Below are 16,547 nucleotides of genomic sequence, written 5' to 3'. Positions count from 1 at the left end.
GCTCGCGAAGGCGGCGATACCGTCACTATCTCCATTGACTGACCCACCGCCATCGCGAGCAGGCTCGCTCCCACAAGGGGAGGGGCTGTTCTGGTTGGGGGGTTAAATCGCAGGCAATAAAAAACCGACCCTGAGGTCGGTTTTTTAATGAGCGCGTCGCTTAGGCAGCAGCGGCAACGTTCAGGGCCTTTACGTGGCCATTCAGGCGGCTCTTATGGCGAGCAGCCTTGTTCTTGTGGATGATGCCTTTATCGGCCATGCGGTCGATAACTGGCACAGCCAGAACGTAAGCAGCTTGAGCTTTTTCAGCGTCTTTTGCGTCGATGGCCTTGACTACGTTCTTGATGTAGGTACGGACCATGGAACGCAGGCTGGCGTTGTGGCTGCGACGCTTCTCAGCCTGTTTTGCACGTTTTTTGGCGGAAGGTGTGTTGGCCACCGTCGAGCTCCTCGAAAGACTTTTTGGGAAATAGCAAACAAAATAGGCCGCGAATCATGCCGATGAGTTGAAGTCTTGTCAAGGGCGGGTGACGCGTTCCGCTGAATGGCAGGTGCTGCGCACCGAAGGATTTCTTTCCGGCGTGCGACCTGTAAACTCGCGGGCTTTGGCTCTGCACTGTTTAGCGGCGCGGAGTATCGCACAAGTGGGCGCGTTGTTCGCCTGCTGTTTATCGACAGGCAAAAACTCTTTTCATGAATCTGCTCAAATCGTTGGCCGCCGTCAGCTCTATCACGATGCTTTCCCGTGTCCTGGGGTTCGTTCGCGATACGTTGATCGCACGGATATTCGGCGCCGGGATGGCCACCGACGCCTTCTTCATCGCCTTCAAGCTGCCCAACCTGTTGCGGCGGATCTTCGCCGAAGGCGCGTTCTCCCAGGCCTTTGTGCCGATCCTGGCGGAATATAAAAGCCAGAAGGGCGACGAGGCGACTCGCACATTCATTGCCTACGTCACCGGCCTGCTGACCTTGGTGCTGGCGCTGGTCACGGCCGCCGGCATGCTCGCCGCGCCCTGGGTGATCTGGGCCACGGCGCCGGGCTTTACCGATACCCCGGAAAAATTCCAGCTCACCGCTGACCTGCTGCGGGTGACCTTTCCTTATATATTGCTGATTTCCCTGTCGTCCCTGGCCGGGGCGATCCTCAATACCTGGAACCGCTTTTCCGTGCCGGCCTTTGTGCCGACCCTGCTCAACGTCAGCATGATCGTGTTCGCGGTATTCCTGACGCCTTACTTCGATCCGCCGGTAATGGCCCTGGGCTGGGCGGTACTGGTCGGCGGCCTGGCGCAACTGTTGTATCAACTGCCGCACCTGAAAAAGATCGGCATGCTGGTGCTGCCGCGGCTGAACCTGCGCGACAGCGGCGTATGGCGGGTGATGAAGCAGATGCTGCCGGCGATCCTCGGGGTGTCGGTGAGCCAGATTTCCCTGATCATCAACACCATCTTTGCCTCGTTCCTGGTGGCCGGCTCGGTGTCGTGGATGTACTACGCCGATCGCTTGATGGAGTTGCCGTCCGGCGTGCTGGGCGTGGCCCTGGGCACGATCCTGCTGCCAACCCTGGCCAAGACCTACGCCAGCCAGGACCGCCACGAATATTCGCGGATCCTCGATTGGGGCCTGCGCCTGTGCTTTGTGCTGGTGCTGCCGTGTGCGCTGGCGCTGGGGATCCTCGCCGAACCGTTGACCGTCTCGCTGTTCCAGTACGGCCAATTCAGTGCCTTTGATGCCTTGATGACTCAGCGGGCACTGATCGCTTACTCGGTGGGCTTGCTCGGGATCATCGTGATCAAGGTGCTGGCGCCAGGGTTCTACGCCCAGCAGAACATCCGCACGCCGGTGAAGATCGCCATTTTCACCCTGGTGATGACGCAGTTGTTCAACCTGCTGCTCATCGGCCCATTGGCCCACGCGGGCCTGGCCCTGGCGATCAGCGCCGGTGCCTGCCTCAACGCCGGGCTGCTGTTCTATCAGTTGCGCAAGCAAAAGATGTATCAACCACAACCGGGCTGGGCCAAGTTCGGCCTCAAGCTGCTGGTGGCCGTGGCGGTGATGTCGGCGGTGTTGCTGGGGGCGATGCATTTCATGCCGCCCTGGGGCGAAGGGCAGATGCTCGAGCGTTTCCTGCGCCTGGGCGCCCTGGTGGTGGCCGGCGTGGTGGCGTATTTCGGCATGTTGCTGCTGATGGGGTTCCGTCTGCGCGACTTCAACCGCAAGGCCTTGAGCTGAGGGCGGGCCCTCGATAATCCCGGGTCGGGCAGTGGTTTTGTCGGTTCGATCACTTTGGGGTGCGGTGTTGCCTGTCGTCGGCCGCCGGGTGTGGTTATAATCGGCCACTTTATGAGCAAGAAGCGCGTTATGCAGCTGGTTCGAGGCCTCCACAACCTGCGCCCCCAGCATCGGGGCTGTGTCGCCACTATTGGCAACTTTGACGGTGTTCACCGTGGCCACCAGGCTATCCTGGCGCGGCTGCGCGAGCGTGCGCTGGAATTGGGCGTGCCCAGCTGCGTGGTGATCTTCGAGCCGCAGCCCCGGGAGTTTTTCGCCCCGGACACCGCCCCGGCCCGTTTGGCCCGGTTGCGGGACAAACTGCAACTGCTGGCCGCCGAAGGCGTCGACCGGGTCCTGTGCCTGGCCTTCAACCAACGCCTGAGCAAACTCAGCGCCGCCGAATTTGTCGAGACCATCCTGGTGGACGGTCTCGATGTGAAACATCTGGAAGTCGGCGATGATTTCCGTTTCGGCTGCGACCGGTCCGGGGATTTCGATTACCTGCAACAGGCCGGTATCGCCCAGGGGTTCACCGTCGAAGCGGCGCAGACCGTCGAGATGGATGGCTTGCGCGTCAGCAGTACCCAGGTCCGCAATGCCTTGGCGGCGGCCGACTTCGAATTGGCCGAGCGCTTGCTCGGCCGGCCGTACCGGATTGCCGGGCGGATCCTGCACGGGCAGAAACTGGCGCGCCAACTGGGCACGCCGACGGCCAACGTGCAGCTCAAGCGCCGTCGTGTGCCGCTGACCGGGGTGTTCCTGGTGAGTGTCGAGATCGACGGCAAGACCTGGCCCGGCGTCGCCAACATCGGCGTGCGACCCACGGTCCAGGGCGATGGCAAGGCCCACCTTGAAGTACATGTTCTGGATTTTGCCGGCGATCTGTATGACCGGCGTTTGACGGTGGTTTTCCACCATAAGCTGCGTGAAGAGCAGCGTTTTGCCTCCCTGGAGGCGCTCAAGACGGCGATCCATGCAGATATCGCCGCCGCCCGTGCCCTTGTCGCAACCAGCGCCAATCGCTAATGAAGAGCCTTAAATGACCGACTATAAAGCCACGCTAAACCTTCCGGACACCGCCTTCCCAATGAAGGCCGGCCTGCCTCAGCGCGAACCACAGATTCTGCAGCGTTGGGACAGCATTGGCCTGTACGGAAAGTTGCGCGAAATTGGCAAGGATCGTCCGAAGTTCGTCCTGCACGACGGCCCTCCGTACGCCAACGGCACCATCCACATCGGTCACGCGCTGAACAAGATTCTCAAGGACATGATCATCCGCTCCAAGACCCTGTCGGGTTTTGATGCGCCGTATGTCCCGGGCTGGGACTGCCATGGCCTGCCGATCGAGCACAAGGTCGAAGTGACCCACGGCAAGAACCTGGGCGCGGACAAGACCCGCGAGCTGTGCCGTGCCTACGCCACCGAGCAGATCGAAGGGCAGAAGTCCGAATTCATCCGCCTTGGCGTGCTGGGCGACTTCGCCAACCCGTACAAGACCATGGACTTCAAGAACGAAGCGGGCGAAATCCGTGCCCTGGCGAAAATCGTCGAGGGCGGCTTCGTGTTCAAGGGCCTCAAGCCGGTGAACTGGTGCTTCGATTGCGGTTCGGCCCTGGCCGAGGCGGAAGTCGAGTACGAAAACAAGAAGTCCTCGACCATCGACGTCGCGTTCCCGATCGCCGATGAAGACAAGCTCGCCGCCGCGTTCGGCCTGGGCAAGCTGGCCAAGCCCGCATCGATCGTGATCTGGACCACCACCCCGTGGACCATCCCGGCCAACCAGGCGCTGAACGTCCACCCGGAATTCAACTACGCCTTGGTCGACGTCGGCGACAAGCTGCTGGTGCTGGCCGAAGAACTGGTCGAATCCTGCCTGGTCCGCTACAACCTCGAAGGTTCGGTGATCGCCACCGCGCCGGGTTCGGCGCTGGAACTGATCAATTTCCGCCATCCGTTCTATGACCGCCTGTCGCCAGTGTACCTTGCCGACTATGTGGAGTTGGGCGCGGGCACTGGCGTGGTTCACTCCGCACCGGCCTATGGCGTCGACGACTTCGTGACCTGCAAGAAATACGGCATGGTCAACGACGACATCCTCAACCCGGTGCAGAGCAATGGCGTGTACGCGCCATCGCTGGAGTTCTTCGGTGGCCAGTTCATCTGGAAAGCCAACCCGGCCATCGTCGACAAGCTCACCGAAGTCGGCGCGCTGCTGCACACCACCGTCATCGAACACAGCTACATGCACTGCTGGCGCCACAAGACCCCGCTGATCTACCGCGCCACCGCGCAGTGGTTCATCGGCATGGACAAGCAGCCCACCAGCGGTGACACCCTGCGCCAGCGCTCCCTCAAGGCCATCGAGGAAACCCAGTTCGTGCCGGCCTGGGGCCAGGCGCGCCTGCACTCGATGATCGCCAACCGTCCGGACTGGTGCATCTCCCGCCAGCGCAACTGGGGCGTGCCGATCCCGTTCTTCCTGGACAAGGAAAGCGGCGAGTTGCACCCGCGCACCGTCGAACTGATGGAAATCGTGGCCAAGCGCGTCGAAGCCGAAGGCATCGAGGCCTGGTTCAAGATGGATGCCGCCGAGCTGCTGGGCGACGAAGCACCGCTGTACGACAAGATCAGCGACACCCTGGACGTCTGGTTCGACTCCGGCACCACCCACTGGCACGTGCTGCGCGGTTCGCACCCGATGGGCCACGAGACCGGCCCACGCGCCGACCTGTACCTGGAAGGCTCGGACCAACACCGTGGCTGGTTCCACTCGTCCTTGCTGACCGGTTGCGCCATCGACAATCACGCGCCGTACCGCGAACTGCTGACCCACGGCTTCACCGTCGATGAGTCTGGCCGCAAGATGTCCAAGTCCCTGGGCAACGTGATCGCGCCGCAAAAGGTCAATGACACCCTGGGCGCCGACATCATGCGCCTGTGGGTGGCGTCCACCGACTATTCCGGCGAGATGGCCGTTTCCGAGCAGATCCTGCAGCGCAGCGCGGACGCCTACCGGCGGATCCGTAACACCGCGCGCTTCCTGCTTTCGAACCTGACCGGCTTCAACCCGGCCACCGACCTGCTGCCGGCCGAAGAAATGCTCGCGCTGGACCGTTGGGCCGTGGACCGTACCCTGCTGCTGCAACGCGAGTTGCAGGAGCACTACGGCGAATACCGCTTCTGGAACGTCTATTCCAAGATCCACAACTTCTGCGTGCAGGAGCTGGGTGGTTTCTACCTCGACATCATCAAGGACCGCCAGTACACCACCGGCGCCAACAGCAAGGCCCGTCGTTCGTGCCAGACCGCGCTGTTCCACATCAGCGAGGCCCTGGTGCGCTGGATCGCGCCGATCCTGGCGTTCACCGCCGACGAGCTGTGGCAGTACCTGCCAGGCGAGCGCAACGAGTCGGTGATGCTCAACACCTGGTACGAAGGCCTGACCGAACTGCCGCAAGGCTTCGAGCTGGACCGTGCGTATTGGGATCGTGTGATGGCAGTCAAGGCGGCGGTCAACAAGGAAATGGAGATCCAGCGGGCGGCCAAGGCTGTCGGCGGCAACCTCCAGGCCGAAGTGACCCTCTACGCCGAAGATGCCCTGGACGCCGACCTGGCGAAGCTGGGCAACGAGCTGCGCTTCGTGCTGATCACCTCCACCGCCAGTGTCGCGCCGTTGGTGCAGGCGCCGGCCGATGCGGTGGCCACTGAAGTCAGCGGCCTGAAGCTGAAGATCGTCAAGTCGAACCACACCAAGTGCGCCCGTTGCTGGCACTGTCGCGAAGACGTCGGCGTGAACCCGGAGCATCCGGAAATCTGCGGTCGTTGCGTGGACAACATCAGCGGTGCTGGCGAGGTTCGTCACTATGCCTAATGTGGCGGGCCGCTTCGGGCGGTTGGGCTGGCTCTGGTTGAGCGTGCTGGTCCTGGTCATCGACCAGGCCAGCAAGTACCACTTCGAGAACTCGCTGACGATGTACCAGCAGATCGTGATCATTCCCGATTACTTCAGCTGGACCTTGGCCTACAACACCGGGGCGGCGTTCAGTTTCCTGGCCGACAGCTCCGGCTGGCAGCGCTGGCTGTTCGCCCTGATCGCCATTGTGGTCAGCGCCGTGCTGGTGGTCTGGCTCAAGCGCCTGGGGCGCAATGAGACTTGGCTGGCGGTGGCGCTGGCCTTGGTGCTCGGTGGGGCCTTGGGCAATCTCTATGATCGTATCGCCCTGGGCCACGTCATCGATTTCATCCTGGTGCATTGGCAGAACCGCTGGTATTTCCCGGCGTTCAACTTTGCCGACAGCGCCATCAGCGTGGGTGCGGTGATGCTCGCCCTGGATATGTTCAAGAGCAAGAAAACCGGAGAAGCCGTCCATGACTGAGCAGCGTATCGCTCAAAATACCGAAGTGAAGCTTCACTTCGCCCTGCACCTGGAAAACGGCGACACCGTCGACAGCACCTTCGACAAGGCGCCGGCGGTGTTCAAGGTCGGTGACGGTAACCTGCTGCCGGGCTTCGAAGCGGCGATCTTCGGGTTCAAGGCCGGCGACAAGCGCACCGTGGTCGTGCCACCAGAAAACGCCTTTGGTCAGCCCAACCCGCAAAACGTGCAGACCATGCCACGCTCCCAGTTCCAAGACATGGAGCTGTCCGAGGGCCTGCTGGTGATCTTCAACGACGCGGCCAATACCGAATTGCCGGGTGTGGTGAAGGCTTTTGATGACGCCCAGGTGACGGTGGACTTCAACCATCCGCTGGCAGGCAAGACCTTGAACTTCGAGGTGGAAATCCTCGAAGTGAAGGCGGTTTAAGGTTTAACAGGCAGTTCCTGCTGCCACCCGATTCACTGTGGGAGCGAGCTTGCTCGCGATAGCGTCGTACCAGTCAATATTGACGTTGGCTGATATACCTCATCGCGAGCAAGCTCGCTCCCACACGGTATTGCACCGATTCAATTTCTTGCGCGCAAGACACGAGGCACAGCATGCAAATCAAACTCGCCAACCCCCGTGGCTTCTGCGCCGGTGTGGACCGGGCGATCGAAATCGTCAACCGCGCCCTGGAAGTCTTCGGGCCGCCGATCTACGTGCGCCACGAAGTGGTCCACAATAAATTCGTCGTCGAAGACCTGCGCAGCCGCGGGGCGATTTTCGTCGAGGAACTGGACCAGGTGCCGGACGACGTCATTGTTATCTTCAGTGCCCACGGGGTTTCCCAGGCCGTGCGCAGCGAAGCCGCCGGCCGTGGCCTGAAGGTGTTCGACGCGACGTGCCCATTGGTGACCAAGGTGCACATCGAAGTGGCCCGCTACAGCCGTGACGGTCGCGAATGCATCCTGATCGGCCATGAAGGCCACCCGGAAGTCGAAGGCACCATGGGCCAATACGATGCCAGCAACGGCGGTGCGATCTACCTGGTCGAAGACGAGGAAGACGTTGCGGCCTTGCAGGTACGCAACCCCGAGAGCCTGGCCTTCGTCACCCAGACGACCCTGTCCATGGACGACACCAGCCGCGTGATCGACGCCCTGCGTGCGCGCTTCCCGGCCATCGGTGGGCCGCGCAAGGATGACATCTGCTACGCCACCCAGAACCGCCAGGATGCGGTCAAGCAACTGGCCAACGAATGCGATGTGGTGTTGGTGGTCGGCAGCCCGAACAGCTCCAACTCCAACCGCTTGCGTGAGCTGGCCGAGCGCATGTCCACCCCGGCCTACCTGATCGACGGTGCCGAGGACATGCAGCGCAGCTGGTTCGAGGGCGTCGAGCGCATCGGCATCACCGCCGGTGCGTCCGCGCCGGAAGTCCTGGTGCGCGGCGTGATCCAGCAATTGCAGGCCTGGGGTGCCACCGGTGCCGATGAGTTGGCCGGTCGCGAGGAAAACATCACGTTTTCGATGCCGAAAGAGTTGCGCGTCCGCTCTTTGCTTTGAGCCCTTTCTCGCACAGGGCCTGCTCGGTTTTGACGCTTTCCAGGCGAACACGGCCTGAAGGCGCCAATATCACTTGATGATGGCTGAGCGGCCCGCGTTTGGCGCAGACATGCAGCGTGCCGGCCTGGAATGCGCCGCTGGGGTGCAGGGCTTCCCCCTGGTTGCCGAACCTCACCCTGCGTTTTACCGGCCCGTTGCCCATCACCCGGGCGTTTGCGCGGCGCTCCATCAGTACCGTCTTCTCCTTGTCGTCCAGGGTAATGCGCCAGCCTCGGCCCCAATCGTTGTCTATCGCCCTGAGCACGACCGTCCGGTTGCGCGCGATGGCTTCGCTGCGTGCGCTGCGTAACCCGCTGATCAGCAACTGCGCGGTATCCTCGCGTTCGATGGACTCGATCAGCTCTTTGTAGCCTGCGCTGGCCCACGGCAGAACAATTGCGGCAATTGCCAGTCCCATGAGCAGTTCGATCAGGCTGAAGCCCTGTTGATACATGACGTCTCCTCCCTGGAGTCCGAAAACGACGCGCTCCTGGCGCCGCAAACCGAAACAACCGCACACAAAGGCGGTGGTTTGTTCTAGCGTGTAGAAACAGGTATAGCCGACGGCAACGGAGGGCACCGATGGATCTTCGTACAAAAGGTTTCACGCTGATCGAGGTGCTGGTGGCCCTTGGCGTGCTGCTGATCCTGATCACCATGGCGGTGCCGTCATTTACCGGGTCGCTGCAGAGCACCAAGGCCGACACCGATATCGACGACTTGCGCCGGGCGCTGAACTTTGCCCGGATGACGGCGATCGACCGTGGTATCACCACGCGAATTCGCCCCACCGCCGAGGGCAGCGCCTGGAGCGGCGAACTGACGGTGTATGACAGTACTGGCTCGTCGCCCAATATATTGCGGGTTGTTCCAGCAATGAGCAGCGGCGCGACTCTGACGCTAACCTCAGACGTGACCAACATTGATTTCAACAATCTGGGCGGGCTATCGGCACCGGCCACGCCGGTGAGTTTCAATTATGTACGCGGGGCGCAGAGCAGGACGCTGAGTGTTTGCCTCAATGGACGAATCGTATTGGGAAGTTGCGGATGAAGGGTTGCAGTAAAAGGAGACAGGGAGGCATGACCCTGATCGAGGTGCTGGTGGCGGTGCTGATTCTCGGCGTCGGCTTGCTCGGGGCGGCGATGATCCAGCTCAATGCGCTCAAGTACACCGACAGCTCGCGCATGACCAGCCAGGCCAGTTTCATTGCCTACGACCTGCTGGACCGCATTCGCGCCAACTCCGGCGCCGACTACACCATCACGCCGCCCAGCTCGCCGAACCTCAACGTGGCCCGCGATCAGGACCTTTATGACTTCAAGACCAATATCGTCGCCTTCGGCGGCGCCACGGCCACGGGCACCGTTGCGCTGAACCAGCGGGTCTACACCATCACCATTTCCTGGGACGACGCCCGGGCCGCCAACACCACCGACGCCGCCGAGGCGCGACGCAGCTTTGTCCTGACCAGCCGCGTCGCCGTTGATCCACCGGGGACGGCGCCATGAACCGGCACAGTCGCGGTTTCGGCCTGATCGAATTGATGATCGCGCTGGTGCTCAGCCTGATCGTCATCCTGGGTGTGGTGCAGATTTTCATCGCCGCGAAGAACACTTACGTCAGCCAGAGCGCCGCTGCGGTGATGCAGGAGGACGCGCGGTTTGCCTTGAGCAAAATGGTCCAGGAAATTCGCATGGTGGGCATGTTCGGTTGCTTGGCGACCATCATCGATGCCTCATCGGATAACAGTTTCGCTGTCAGCCAGGTCACGCCAATCCGTTGGGATAACGCCAACCGGAGGTTGACCCTGGTCACCGCCGACATAGGCAGTGGCGGTAGCGCCCCAACCTGGACCGTCGTCTCCGATTGCCTCACCTCGGCGACGGCCTATAGCAACGCACGGCTACCGGCGACGGGGCAGTTGGCGTTTCCGATTCGCCGACTGGTCTACAGCTTCAACAACAATCAATTGCTACTGGGCAGCGGCACCGGCAACCCGCCGACCCTGTCGGTGCTGGTGGACAACGTGCGGGCGTTCGACGTCACCTTCGGCGTGGCGGGCAGCGCTACGGATATCGCGGCGTCGAGCTACACCAGTAACCCGGCTGACCCGGCCCTGATCCGCAGCGTGCGCCTGACCCTGACGCTTTTTGATCCGAGGAACGCGGTGCGCGAGCAGACCTTCAATGTCGTTGCCGCGTTGCGCAACCGGCTGCTATGAAGGAGATGACTTCGATGGGGCATGTGCATCGCCAACGTGGCATGGCCTTGCTGGTCAGCCTGGTTTTCCTGTTGTTGCTGACGTTGATCGGGTTGTCGTCGATGCAGAGCGCCACCCTCCAGGAAAAAATGACCAGCAGCGTCATGCAGCGCAACCAGTCGTTCCAGATGGCCGAGGCGGCGCTGAGGGTCGGTGAAAGCGCGGTGCAGGTCGAAACCTATTCCCTGCCGAGGTGCGCCCCCACGATCCAGTGCGCACCGCCGGCCGAGTCGGCGACGTTGACGGTCGCGGGGCGCAATTCGTCGTCAGGGGTGCTCTGGGTGGCCGCCGCCGGTGGGTTCTATGGTGTGCAGAACATCGGCACGACGCTCACGGCCGTCAATGTGCCGCTTAATACGTCGGCGACGCTGTACCGGATCACGGCGGTAGCGGTGGTGGGCAATAACCAGCGCAGCGTGGTGGAGAGCATCTATGCGAAATATTAAGGCGCTTCGCAGAGGGTGGCAGATATTGCGGGGCGCGATGCTGAGCCTTTACCTGGCGGCCCCGGCCTATGCGTTCACGCCTTCGGACTCGCCCTTGCTGAGTGCGGCCGCTGTCACGCCGAACGTGATGCTGCTGATCGATGATTCGGGGAGCATGAACAACATCATTTGGGCTGCGGGGTTTGATCCGGCGGCGACGCAAACACGTACTTATGCATGCAACGCCAGTAACAACTGCAACGACAGGTATGAGCTGGACCTGGAGGACTCGAATATCCTGTTGGTGAGCCTGTTGCGTGGCGGCTGCTCGTCTGGCTGGTATGGTTTCTATCGACCCAGTATCGGCCGGATCTGTCTGCGCTTGCCAGATCCTGTGGGAGGCGGCGATACCCGTTACACCGGCAAATACTTGGCGTATCTGGTGACACTGGCCAACGGCTCGAGCCGCGATTTCACCACGGGTACGATCCCCACGGATTATCGGATCAACGTGGCGCGGGATGTCTCCAATGAGTTGGTCGCCAATAACCGCGCCCTGCGCATCGGCCTTGCTACCTTCAACCCACCCAATTTCAGCAACTCCGGCCCGGGAGGCTACATTGCCCGGGCTGTCAGCGACCTGTCACCCGTCAGCGGCAGCGTGACCCAGACCCAGGCCAACAGCAACTACAGCGCCCTGATCAATGCCATCAACGGCCTGGGCGCTGTCGCGAACACACCGTTGGCCGAGAGCTATTACGAGGTTACCCGCTACTTCAGGGGCATGGCGCCTTACTACAATGGCACGCCTGCCACCTACACCAGTCCGATCCAGTACCGTTGCCAGAAAAACTTCGGCGTAGTGGTCACCGACGGCTTGCCCACCTACGACCGGACGTTCCCCACCAACGACCCGCAGGGCCTGTCCCGGCTGCCAAACTGGGATGGCATCAGCAGCAACGATGGCGTCGATCCTCTCGGTAATGCGGAGGGCGACACGCTTTACCTGGACGACATCGCCAAGTTCGCCTTCGACATCGACATGCGCTCCACCGGCACCGACGCCACCGGCAAGAGCTGGAACAGCGTGGATTTTCCTCGGCAGTACCTCAATACCTATACCGTAGGATTTGCCGTCACCAACCAGATGTTGTCCGACGCCGCCCGTTACGGGGCGGGCAAGTATTATCCGGCGAGCGACAGCGAAGGCCTGAATTCGGCGCTGTCGTCAGCCCTGAGTGATATCACTTCCAAAGCTGGCTCCGGGGGCGGCGGCACCACCAACGCCGCCACGTTATCCAGCACCTCCAGCTACTACCAGACCACTTATGACCCCAAGGACTGGCGTGGGACCATCCGGGCATTCGGCTTCACCCCGGCGGGTACGGTCAACACGGCAGCGGTGCAATGGACCACCGACACCGCCATCGTGCCCGGCGCCACGGCGCCGATCTATCAATCCTGGAACACCGCGACCAACGTGCCGGTGACCCTGGCCTACGGCAATTTTTCGCCGGCCCAGCAAACCAGCCTCAGCCAGAACCTGCCCACGGGGATCACCGGCAATGACTTGGTGGAGTGGAGCAAGGGCGTCAACAAGACCGGCCTGAAGGTGCGCAGCGCATTATTGGGCGACATCATCAATTCGCCGTTGGTGCTGGCGTCGCCCAATGACCAGACCGCTGCGGACCTGCTCAACGACACCAGCTACAGCACCTACCTGGCGACCAAGGCGACAAACATGAGCACCAGCCTGGTGGTGAATGGCAACGATGGTTTCTTCAGTGTCATCAACAGCGCAAACGGCGCGCGGCGTTACGCCTACATGCCTTCGAACGTGCTGCCCTCGTTGCAGGACATTGCCGACGTCAACTACATCAACGGCGTGAGCCACAAATTCCTCGTGGATGGACAAATCGGTCTATTCGACGTGCAGTCGGGGAGCGCCTGGAAGACCGTGGCCGTCGGTGGCACCGGGGCTGGGGGCAAGGTGTTCTATGCGGTCCAGCTGTTCGATGCGGCGGCCGGCAATGCGTATCGGGCGTTGTGGCAAATCAGTGCGCCAACCGTCGCCAACACGGCCAATGCCTTTAATGACCTGGGCTACGCCTATGCGCGTCCCGAAGTCGCACGCCTGGCGGACGGTCGCTGGGCGGCGTTCATCGCCAATGGCTACGGCAGCAATACAGGTGTGGCGGCGTTGTACGTGGTGGATATCCGTGACGGTTCGCTGATCCGCAAAATCGTCATCAACAGCAGCGAAACCGATAACGGCCTGTCGTCGGTCAAGCTGCGAGTCAACTCGCAGAATATAGTGCAGGCCGCGTACGGTGGTGACTTGAAGGGGCGGATGTGGAAGTTCGACCTCAGCGGCACTTCACCCACCGCCTGGGGCCTGGCGTTTGCTGGGCAGCCGTTGTTCACCGCACCCGGAGGCGCGACCCAGCCGATCACTGTGCAACCTCTGCTGGCAGACAATCCCCAGGGCGGCACCCAGGTGTTTTTTGGTACCGGCAAGTTCAACGAAGCAGCCGACAAGCTCAACAAGGACCTGCAGGCGTTCTATTCGATCTGGGACGCCACGGGCAGCGCGGGGCAAATCACCGTGTCGAGCCTGCAGGCCCAGTCGATCACCGGGGTGTTTTCCGGCAGCACCGGGCAGTTCGTGACCACCAGCCAGACGGACGTGGCGTATCCTGCAAAGAAGGGCTGGTACCTGCCGTTGGTGTACAACAACGTGCTGACCGGGGAGCGAGTCATCAACCCGGCCAGCCTGGTGCTCGGGCGTGTGGTCTTTACCACGGCCGCCGTGGACACCACTGACCCTTGCGCCAGCTTCGGTACGGGCAAACTGATCGAATTGGATGCGTTCAACGGTAAGATGCTCAACTATGCGGTACTCGATACCAACAATGATGGTTCGCTCACCAGCCTCGACACGATTTCCGCCGGCGTGGTGTTCACGGGCGGCATCCCGACATTGAGCGCCGTCGTCAGTGCCAACGGGGCCACCAATATGATCGTGAACGACTCCGGTGGTGGTATCACCGACCTGCTGGGCAAATCCGTCGGCGGCAGCCGCCGTATCATGTGGCGGCAAATACAATGAGGGAGCAAGGCATGCGCAGATCCAACCGCGGTTTCACCTTGATCGAAATCATGATCGTGATCGCGATCATCGGTATCGTGATCACCGTCGGCTATCCGAGCCTGACCGAATACATGAAGAAGGGCCGACGGGCCGAAATCGCCGGGCTCTTGTCGGAGCAGGCGCAAATTCTCGAACGCCACTATTCGAAGAACAGCGTCTACACCAATGCGACCGGGCTGAGTAGTGGCAACGATTTCTACACCATTACCCCGACACTGACGGACCAGAGCTTCATCCTGACCGCCGTGCGCAAGAGCGGCTCGTCCATGGCGACGGACAAGTGCGGTGACTTCAAAATTACCAATACCGGCGTACGAAGCGTGGAAAATGCTGCTGGGGTGACTGCCAAGGATTGTTGGGGGCGCTGAGTTTCTTTTATCCGGGCGCGCTTTATGCGCCCTTTGTTTGTGAGTTGAATCAGAACATGACCAGGCAACAGCAAGTGGTGATTGTCGGTGGCGGAGTCATCGGCCTGCTGACGGCGTTCAATCTGGCGTCCGAAGGGCAACGTGTGGTGCTGCTGGACCGTTCCAATGTCGGCCAGGAATCGTCCTGGGCCGGTGGCGGTATTGTTTCGCCGTTGTACCCGTGGCGCTATAGCCCGGCGGTCACGGCGCTGGCCCATTGGTCACAGGATTTTTATCCACAGCTGGGGGAGCGTCTGTTCGCAGCCACCGGGATCGACCCGCAAGTACATGTGACCGGGCTTTATTGGTTGGATCTGGACGACCAGGACGAAGCGCTGGCCTGGGCCAGGCGGGAAGGGCGCCCGCTGCGGGCTGTGGATATCTCGGCGGTTCATGATGCGGTGCCGGTGCTGGGCGCGGGTTTTTCCCGGGCGATCTACATGGCTGACGTGGCCAACGTGCGTAATCCGCGGCTGGTGAAATCCCTCAAGGCTGCGTTGCAGGCGATGCCGAACGTCACGCTGCATGAGCATTGCGAAGTCAGCGGGTTCATTCGCGACGGTGGGCGCGTGGTGGGCGTGCACAGTTCTGCCGGTGAAATTCATGGCGATGAGGTGGTGCTGGCCGCCGGTGCCTGGAGCGGTGAGTTGCTCAAGACCTTGGGCTTGAAATTGCCGGTCGAGCCGGTCAAGGGCCAGATGATTCTGTACAAGTGCGCATCGGATTTTCTGTCGAGCATGGTTCTGGCCAAGGGGCGTTATGCGATCCCGAGGCGTGATGGGCATATTCTGGTCGGCAGTACGCTGGAGCGTGAAGGTTTCGACAAGACCCCGACCGAGGTTGCGTTGGAGAGCCTGAAGGCTTCGGCGCAGCAGCTGATTCCGGCGTTGGCGGGTGCCGAGGTGGTGGGGCATTGGGCCGGGTTGCGGCCTGGGTCGCCTGAAGGTATTCCCTATATCGGCGAGGTGCCGGGGATTGCAGGGCTTTGGCTGAACTGTGGGCATTATCGCAATGGGTTGGTGTTGGCGCCGGCTTCGTGTCAGTTGTTTACGGATTTGATGTTGGGGCGTGAGCCGGTGATTGATCCTGCGCCTTATGCGCCGGCGGGGCGGTTGTAAGGTTTTATACTCTGATCCAAATTGTGGGAGCGAGCCTGCTCGCGATGGCGGTTTGATTGAGTACATATCCATTTCTGCGGTAACGGCTACTTAGGGTTCCGCCCTTACGGCGGCTCACTTTTTTTCAAACGCCAAAAAAAGTAAGCAAAAAAGGCTTGCCCCACCACTCGGTGCCTCGCTTAGGCTCGGCATGCCCTCACTCCGGCATTGCTCCGTGGGCCGCCGCGAAGGGCCATCCATGGCCCAGCGCGGCTAACCCGGCATCCATGCCGGGTTGCCCACTCCACAATGCCTGCGTTCGGCCATCGTGGTTAAAGGGGCCTCCAGATCAAAAGCCGGGCCGAGGCGGCCTTATAGCCGACCTGGCTCTCCCGCTCGTACACCCATCAGATCTGTGGGAGCAAAGCTTGCTCGCGAGGCGGGCTTACAGTCGACCTGATTCTTCCGTTCGTACACCGATCCAATTGTGGGAGCGAGCCTGCTCGCGAAGAGGCCTGCACATTCAGCACCTTCATCGGCCATGACACCGCCATCGCGAGCAGGCTCGCTCCCACATTGAATCTTCAGTAGACACAATATTTCATGCGCTCGGACCTCCTGTGGGAGCGAGCTTGCTCGCGATGGGGCCAGCAGCCCAACATCTTCTCAACTGGGGCACCGCCATCGCGAGCAAGCTCGCTCCCACAGGATTTAGGTGGCCAAAAAGTTTGTAAATCATCTTCGAGCCAATGTGGGCCTATCCCTCAGTTGCAGTTGCAGTTGCAGTTGCAGTTGCAGTTGCAGTTGCAGTTGCAGTTGCAGTTGCTGTTGCTGTTGCTGTTGCTCTGCTTTTGACTTTGATCTCGGACGCCCCGTTAAACCACGCTGGCCGAACGTAGGTATTGTGGAGTGGGCATCCCGGCATGGATGCCGGGATAGCCGCGCTGGGCCATGGATGGCCCTT

General features: G+C 61.3%; 15 protein-coding genes and 1 pseudogene. 13 read left to right on the top strand and 3 right to left on the bottom strand.

Annotation, left to right across the window (positions count from 1 at the left end; translation table 11 throughout):
• Positions 1 to 160 precede the first annotated feature (160 nt).
• Complete coding sequence (rpsT, locus tag ACIPQ1_RS28640) at positions 161 to 439, bottom strand: 30S ribosomal protein S20 (RefSeq protein ID WP_003185593.1); 279 nt, start codon at positions 437 to 439, stop codon at positions 161 to 163.
• Positions 440 to 693: 254 nt separating this feature from the next.
• On the opposite strand from rpsT, the gene murJ reads away from it, so the two are divergent.
• The 6 genes from murJ to ispH all read left to right on the top strand — a co-directional run bounded on the left by murJ (position 694) and on the right by ispH (position 8,201).
• Positions 694 to 2,232, top strand: coding sequence for a murein biosynthesis integral membrane protein MurJ (gene murJ / locus ACIPQ1_RS28635; protein ID WP_446535142.1), 1,539 nt, complete (start codon positions 694 to 696; stop codon positions 2,230 to 2,232).
• Between the two features lie 129 nt (positions 2,233 to 2,361).
• Complete coding sequence (ribF, locus tag ACIPQ1_RS28630; protein ID WP_186709827.1) at positions 2,362 to 3,300, top strand: bifunctional riboflavin kinase/FAD synthetase; 939 nt, start codon at positions 2,362 to 2,364, stop codon at positions 3,298 to 3,300.
• A 13-nt stretch (positions 3,301 to 3,313) separates the two neighbouring features.
• On the top strand, positions 3,314 to 6,145 hold the full coding sequence (ileS, locus tag ACIPQ1_RS28625; protein ID WP_446535141.1) for an isoleucine--tRNA ligase: 2,832 nt from the start codon (positions 3,314 to 3,316) through the stop codon (positions 6,143 to 6,145).
• Positions 6,138 to 6,650: a signal peptidase II gene (gene lspA, locus ACIPQ1_RS28620; protein WP_434703956.1), complete on the top strand. Its 513-nt coding sequence runs from the start codon at positions 6,138 to 6,140 to the stop codon at positions 6,648 to 6,650. The genes ileS and lspA overlap by 8 nt, the downstream gene beginning before the upstream one ends.
• On the top strand, positions 6,643 to 7,080 hold the full coding sequence (gene fkpB, locus ACIPQ1_RS28615) for an FKBP-type peptidyl-prolyl cis-trans isomerase (RefSeq protein ID WP_030140281.1): 438 nt from the start codon (positions 6,643 to 6,645) through the stop codon (positions 7,078 to 7,080). The genes lspA and fkpB overlap by 8 nt, the downstream gene beginning before the upstream one ends.
• Before the next feature lie 173 nt (positions 7,081 to 7,253).
• Positions 7,254 to 8,201 (top strand): 4-hydroxy-3-methylbut-2-enyl diphosphate reductase, encoded by a 948-nt coding sequence (gene ispH / locus ACIPQ1_RS28610; protein ID WP_122564938.1) that lies wholly within the window; start codon positions 7,254 to 7,256, stop codon positions 8,199 to 8,201.
• On the opposite strand, the gene ACIPQ1_RS28605 is transcribed toward ispH, so the two are convergent.
• A complete protein-coding gene (locus ACIPQ1_RS28605) occupies positions 8,155 to 8,694 on the bottom strand; it encodes a GspH/FimT family pseudopilin (protein ID WP_250964790.1) in 540 nt (179 codons plus the stop codon). The two genes, ispH and ACIPQ1_RS28605, sit on opposite strands and share 47 nt — an antisense overlap.
• A gap of 128 nt (positions 8,695 to 8,822) precedes the next feature.
• Here ACIPQ1_RS28605 and ACIPQ1_RS28600 point away from each other — a divergent pair, with 128 nt between their 5' ends.
• Genes ACIPQ1_RS28600 through thiO form a run of 7 tightly spaced genes read left to right on the top strand, consistent with a single transcriptional unit; the run spans position 8,823 to position 15,604 of the window.
• Positions 8,823 to 9,293 carry a GspH/FimT family pseudopilin gene (locus tag ACIPQ1_RS28600; protein WP_186730515.1) on the top strand — a complete coding sequence of 157 codons (471 nt, stop codon included), beginning with the start codon at positions 8,823 to 8,825 and terminating at the stop codon, positions 9,291 to 9,293.
• A complete protein-coding gene (gene pilV / locus ACIPQ1_RS28595) occupies positions 9,290 to 9,751 on the top strand; it encodes a type IV pilus modification protein PilV (protein ID WP_446535140.1) in 462 nt (153 codons plus the stop codon). Before ACIPQ1_RS28600 ends, pilV begins: the two co-directional genes overlap by 4 nt.
• Positions 9,748 to 10,464: a PilW family protein gene (locus tag ACIPQ1_RS28590; protein WP_411385669.1), complete on the top strand. Its 717-nt coding sequence runs from the start codon at positions 9,748 to 9,750 to the stop codon at positions 10,462 to 10,464. The genes pilV and ACIPQ1_RS28590 overlap by 4 nt, the downstream gene beginning before the upstream one ends.
• 5 nt (positions 10,465 to 10,469) lie before the next feature.
• On the top strand, positions 10,470 to 10,949 hold the full coding sequence (locus ACIPQ1_RS28585; protein WP_411387557.1) for a pilus assembly PilX family protein: 480 nt from the start codon (positions 10,470 to 10,472) through the stop codon (positions 10,947 to 10,949).
• A complete protein-coding gene (locus tag ACIPQ1_RS28580; RefSeq protein WP_446535139.1) occupies positions 10,936 to 14,037 on the top strand; it encodes a pilus assembly protein in 3,102 nt (1,033 codons plus the stop codon). The genes ACIPQ1_RS28585 and ACIPQ1_RS28580 overlap by 14 nt, the downstream gene beginning before the upstream one ends.
• An 11-nt stretch (positions 14,038 to 14,048) precedes the next feature.
• Entirely contained in the window at positions 14,049 to 14,447 is a 399-nt protein-coding gene (locus ACIPQ1_RS28575) for a type IV pilin protein (RefSeq protein ID WP_250964795.1), read from the top strand.
• A 56-nt stretch (positions 14,448 to 14,503) separates the two neighbouring features.
• A complete protein-coding gene (gene thiO, locus ACIPQ1_RS28570; RefSeq protein ID WP_446535138.1) occupies positions 14,504 to 15,604 on the top strand; it encodes a glycine oxidase ThiO in 1,101 nt (366 codons plus the stop codon).
• 714 nt (positions 15,605 to 16,318) lie between these two features.
• Here thiO and ACIPQ1_RS28565 read toward each other — a convergent pair.
• Positions 16,319 to 16,547, bottom strand: a pseudogene (locus ACIPQ1_RS28565) (hypothetical protein); the annotation flags it as partial.

This window comes from Pseudomonas sp. LARHCG127 (genome assembly GCF_052871455.1).
The sequence above is the reverse complement of the archived record's forward strand: the minus strand, read 5'-3'. Positions and strand labels throughout refer to the sequence as shown.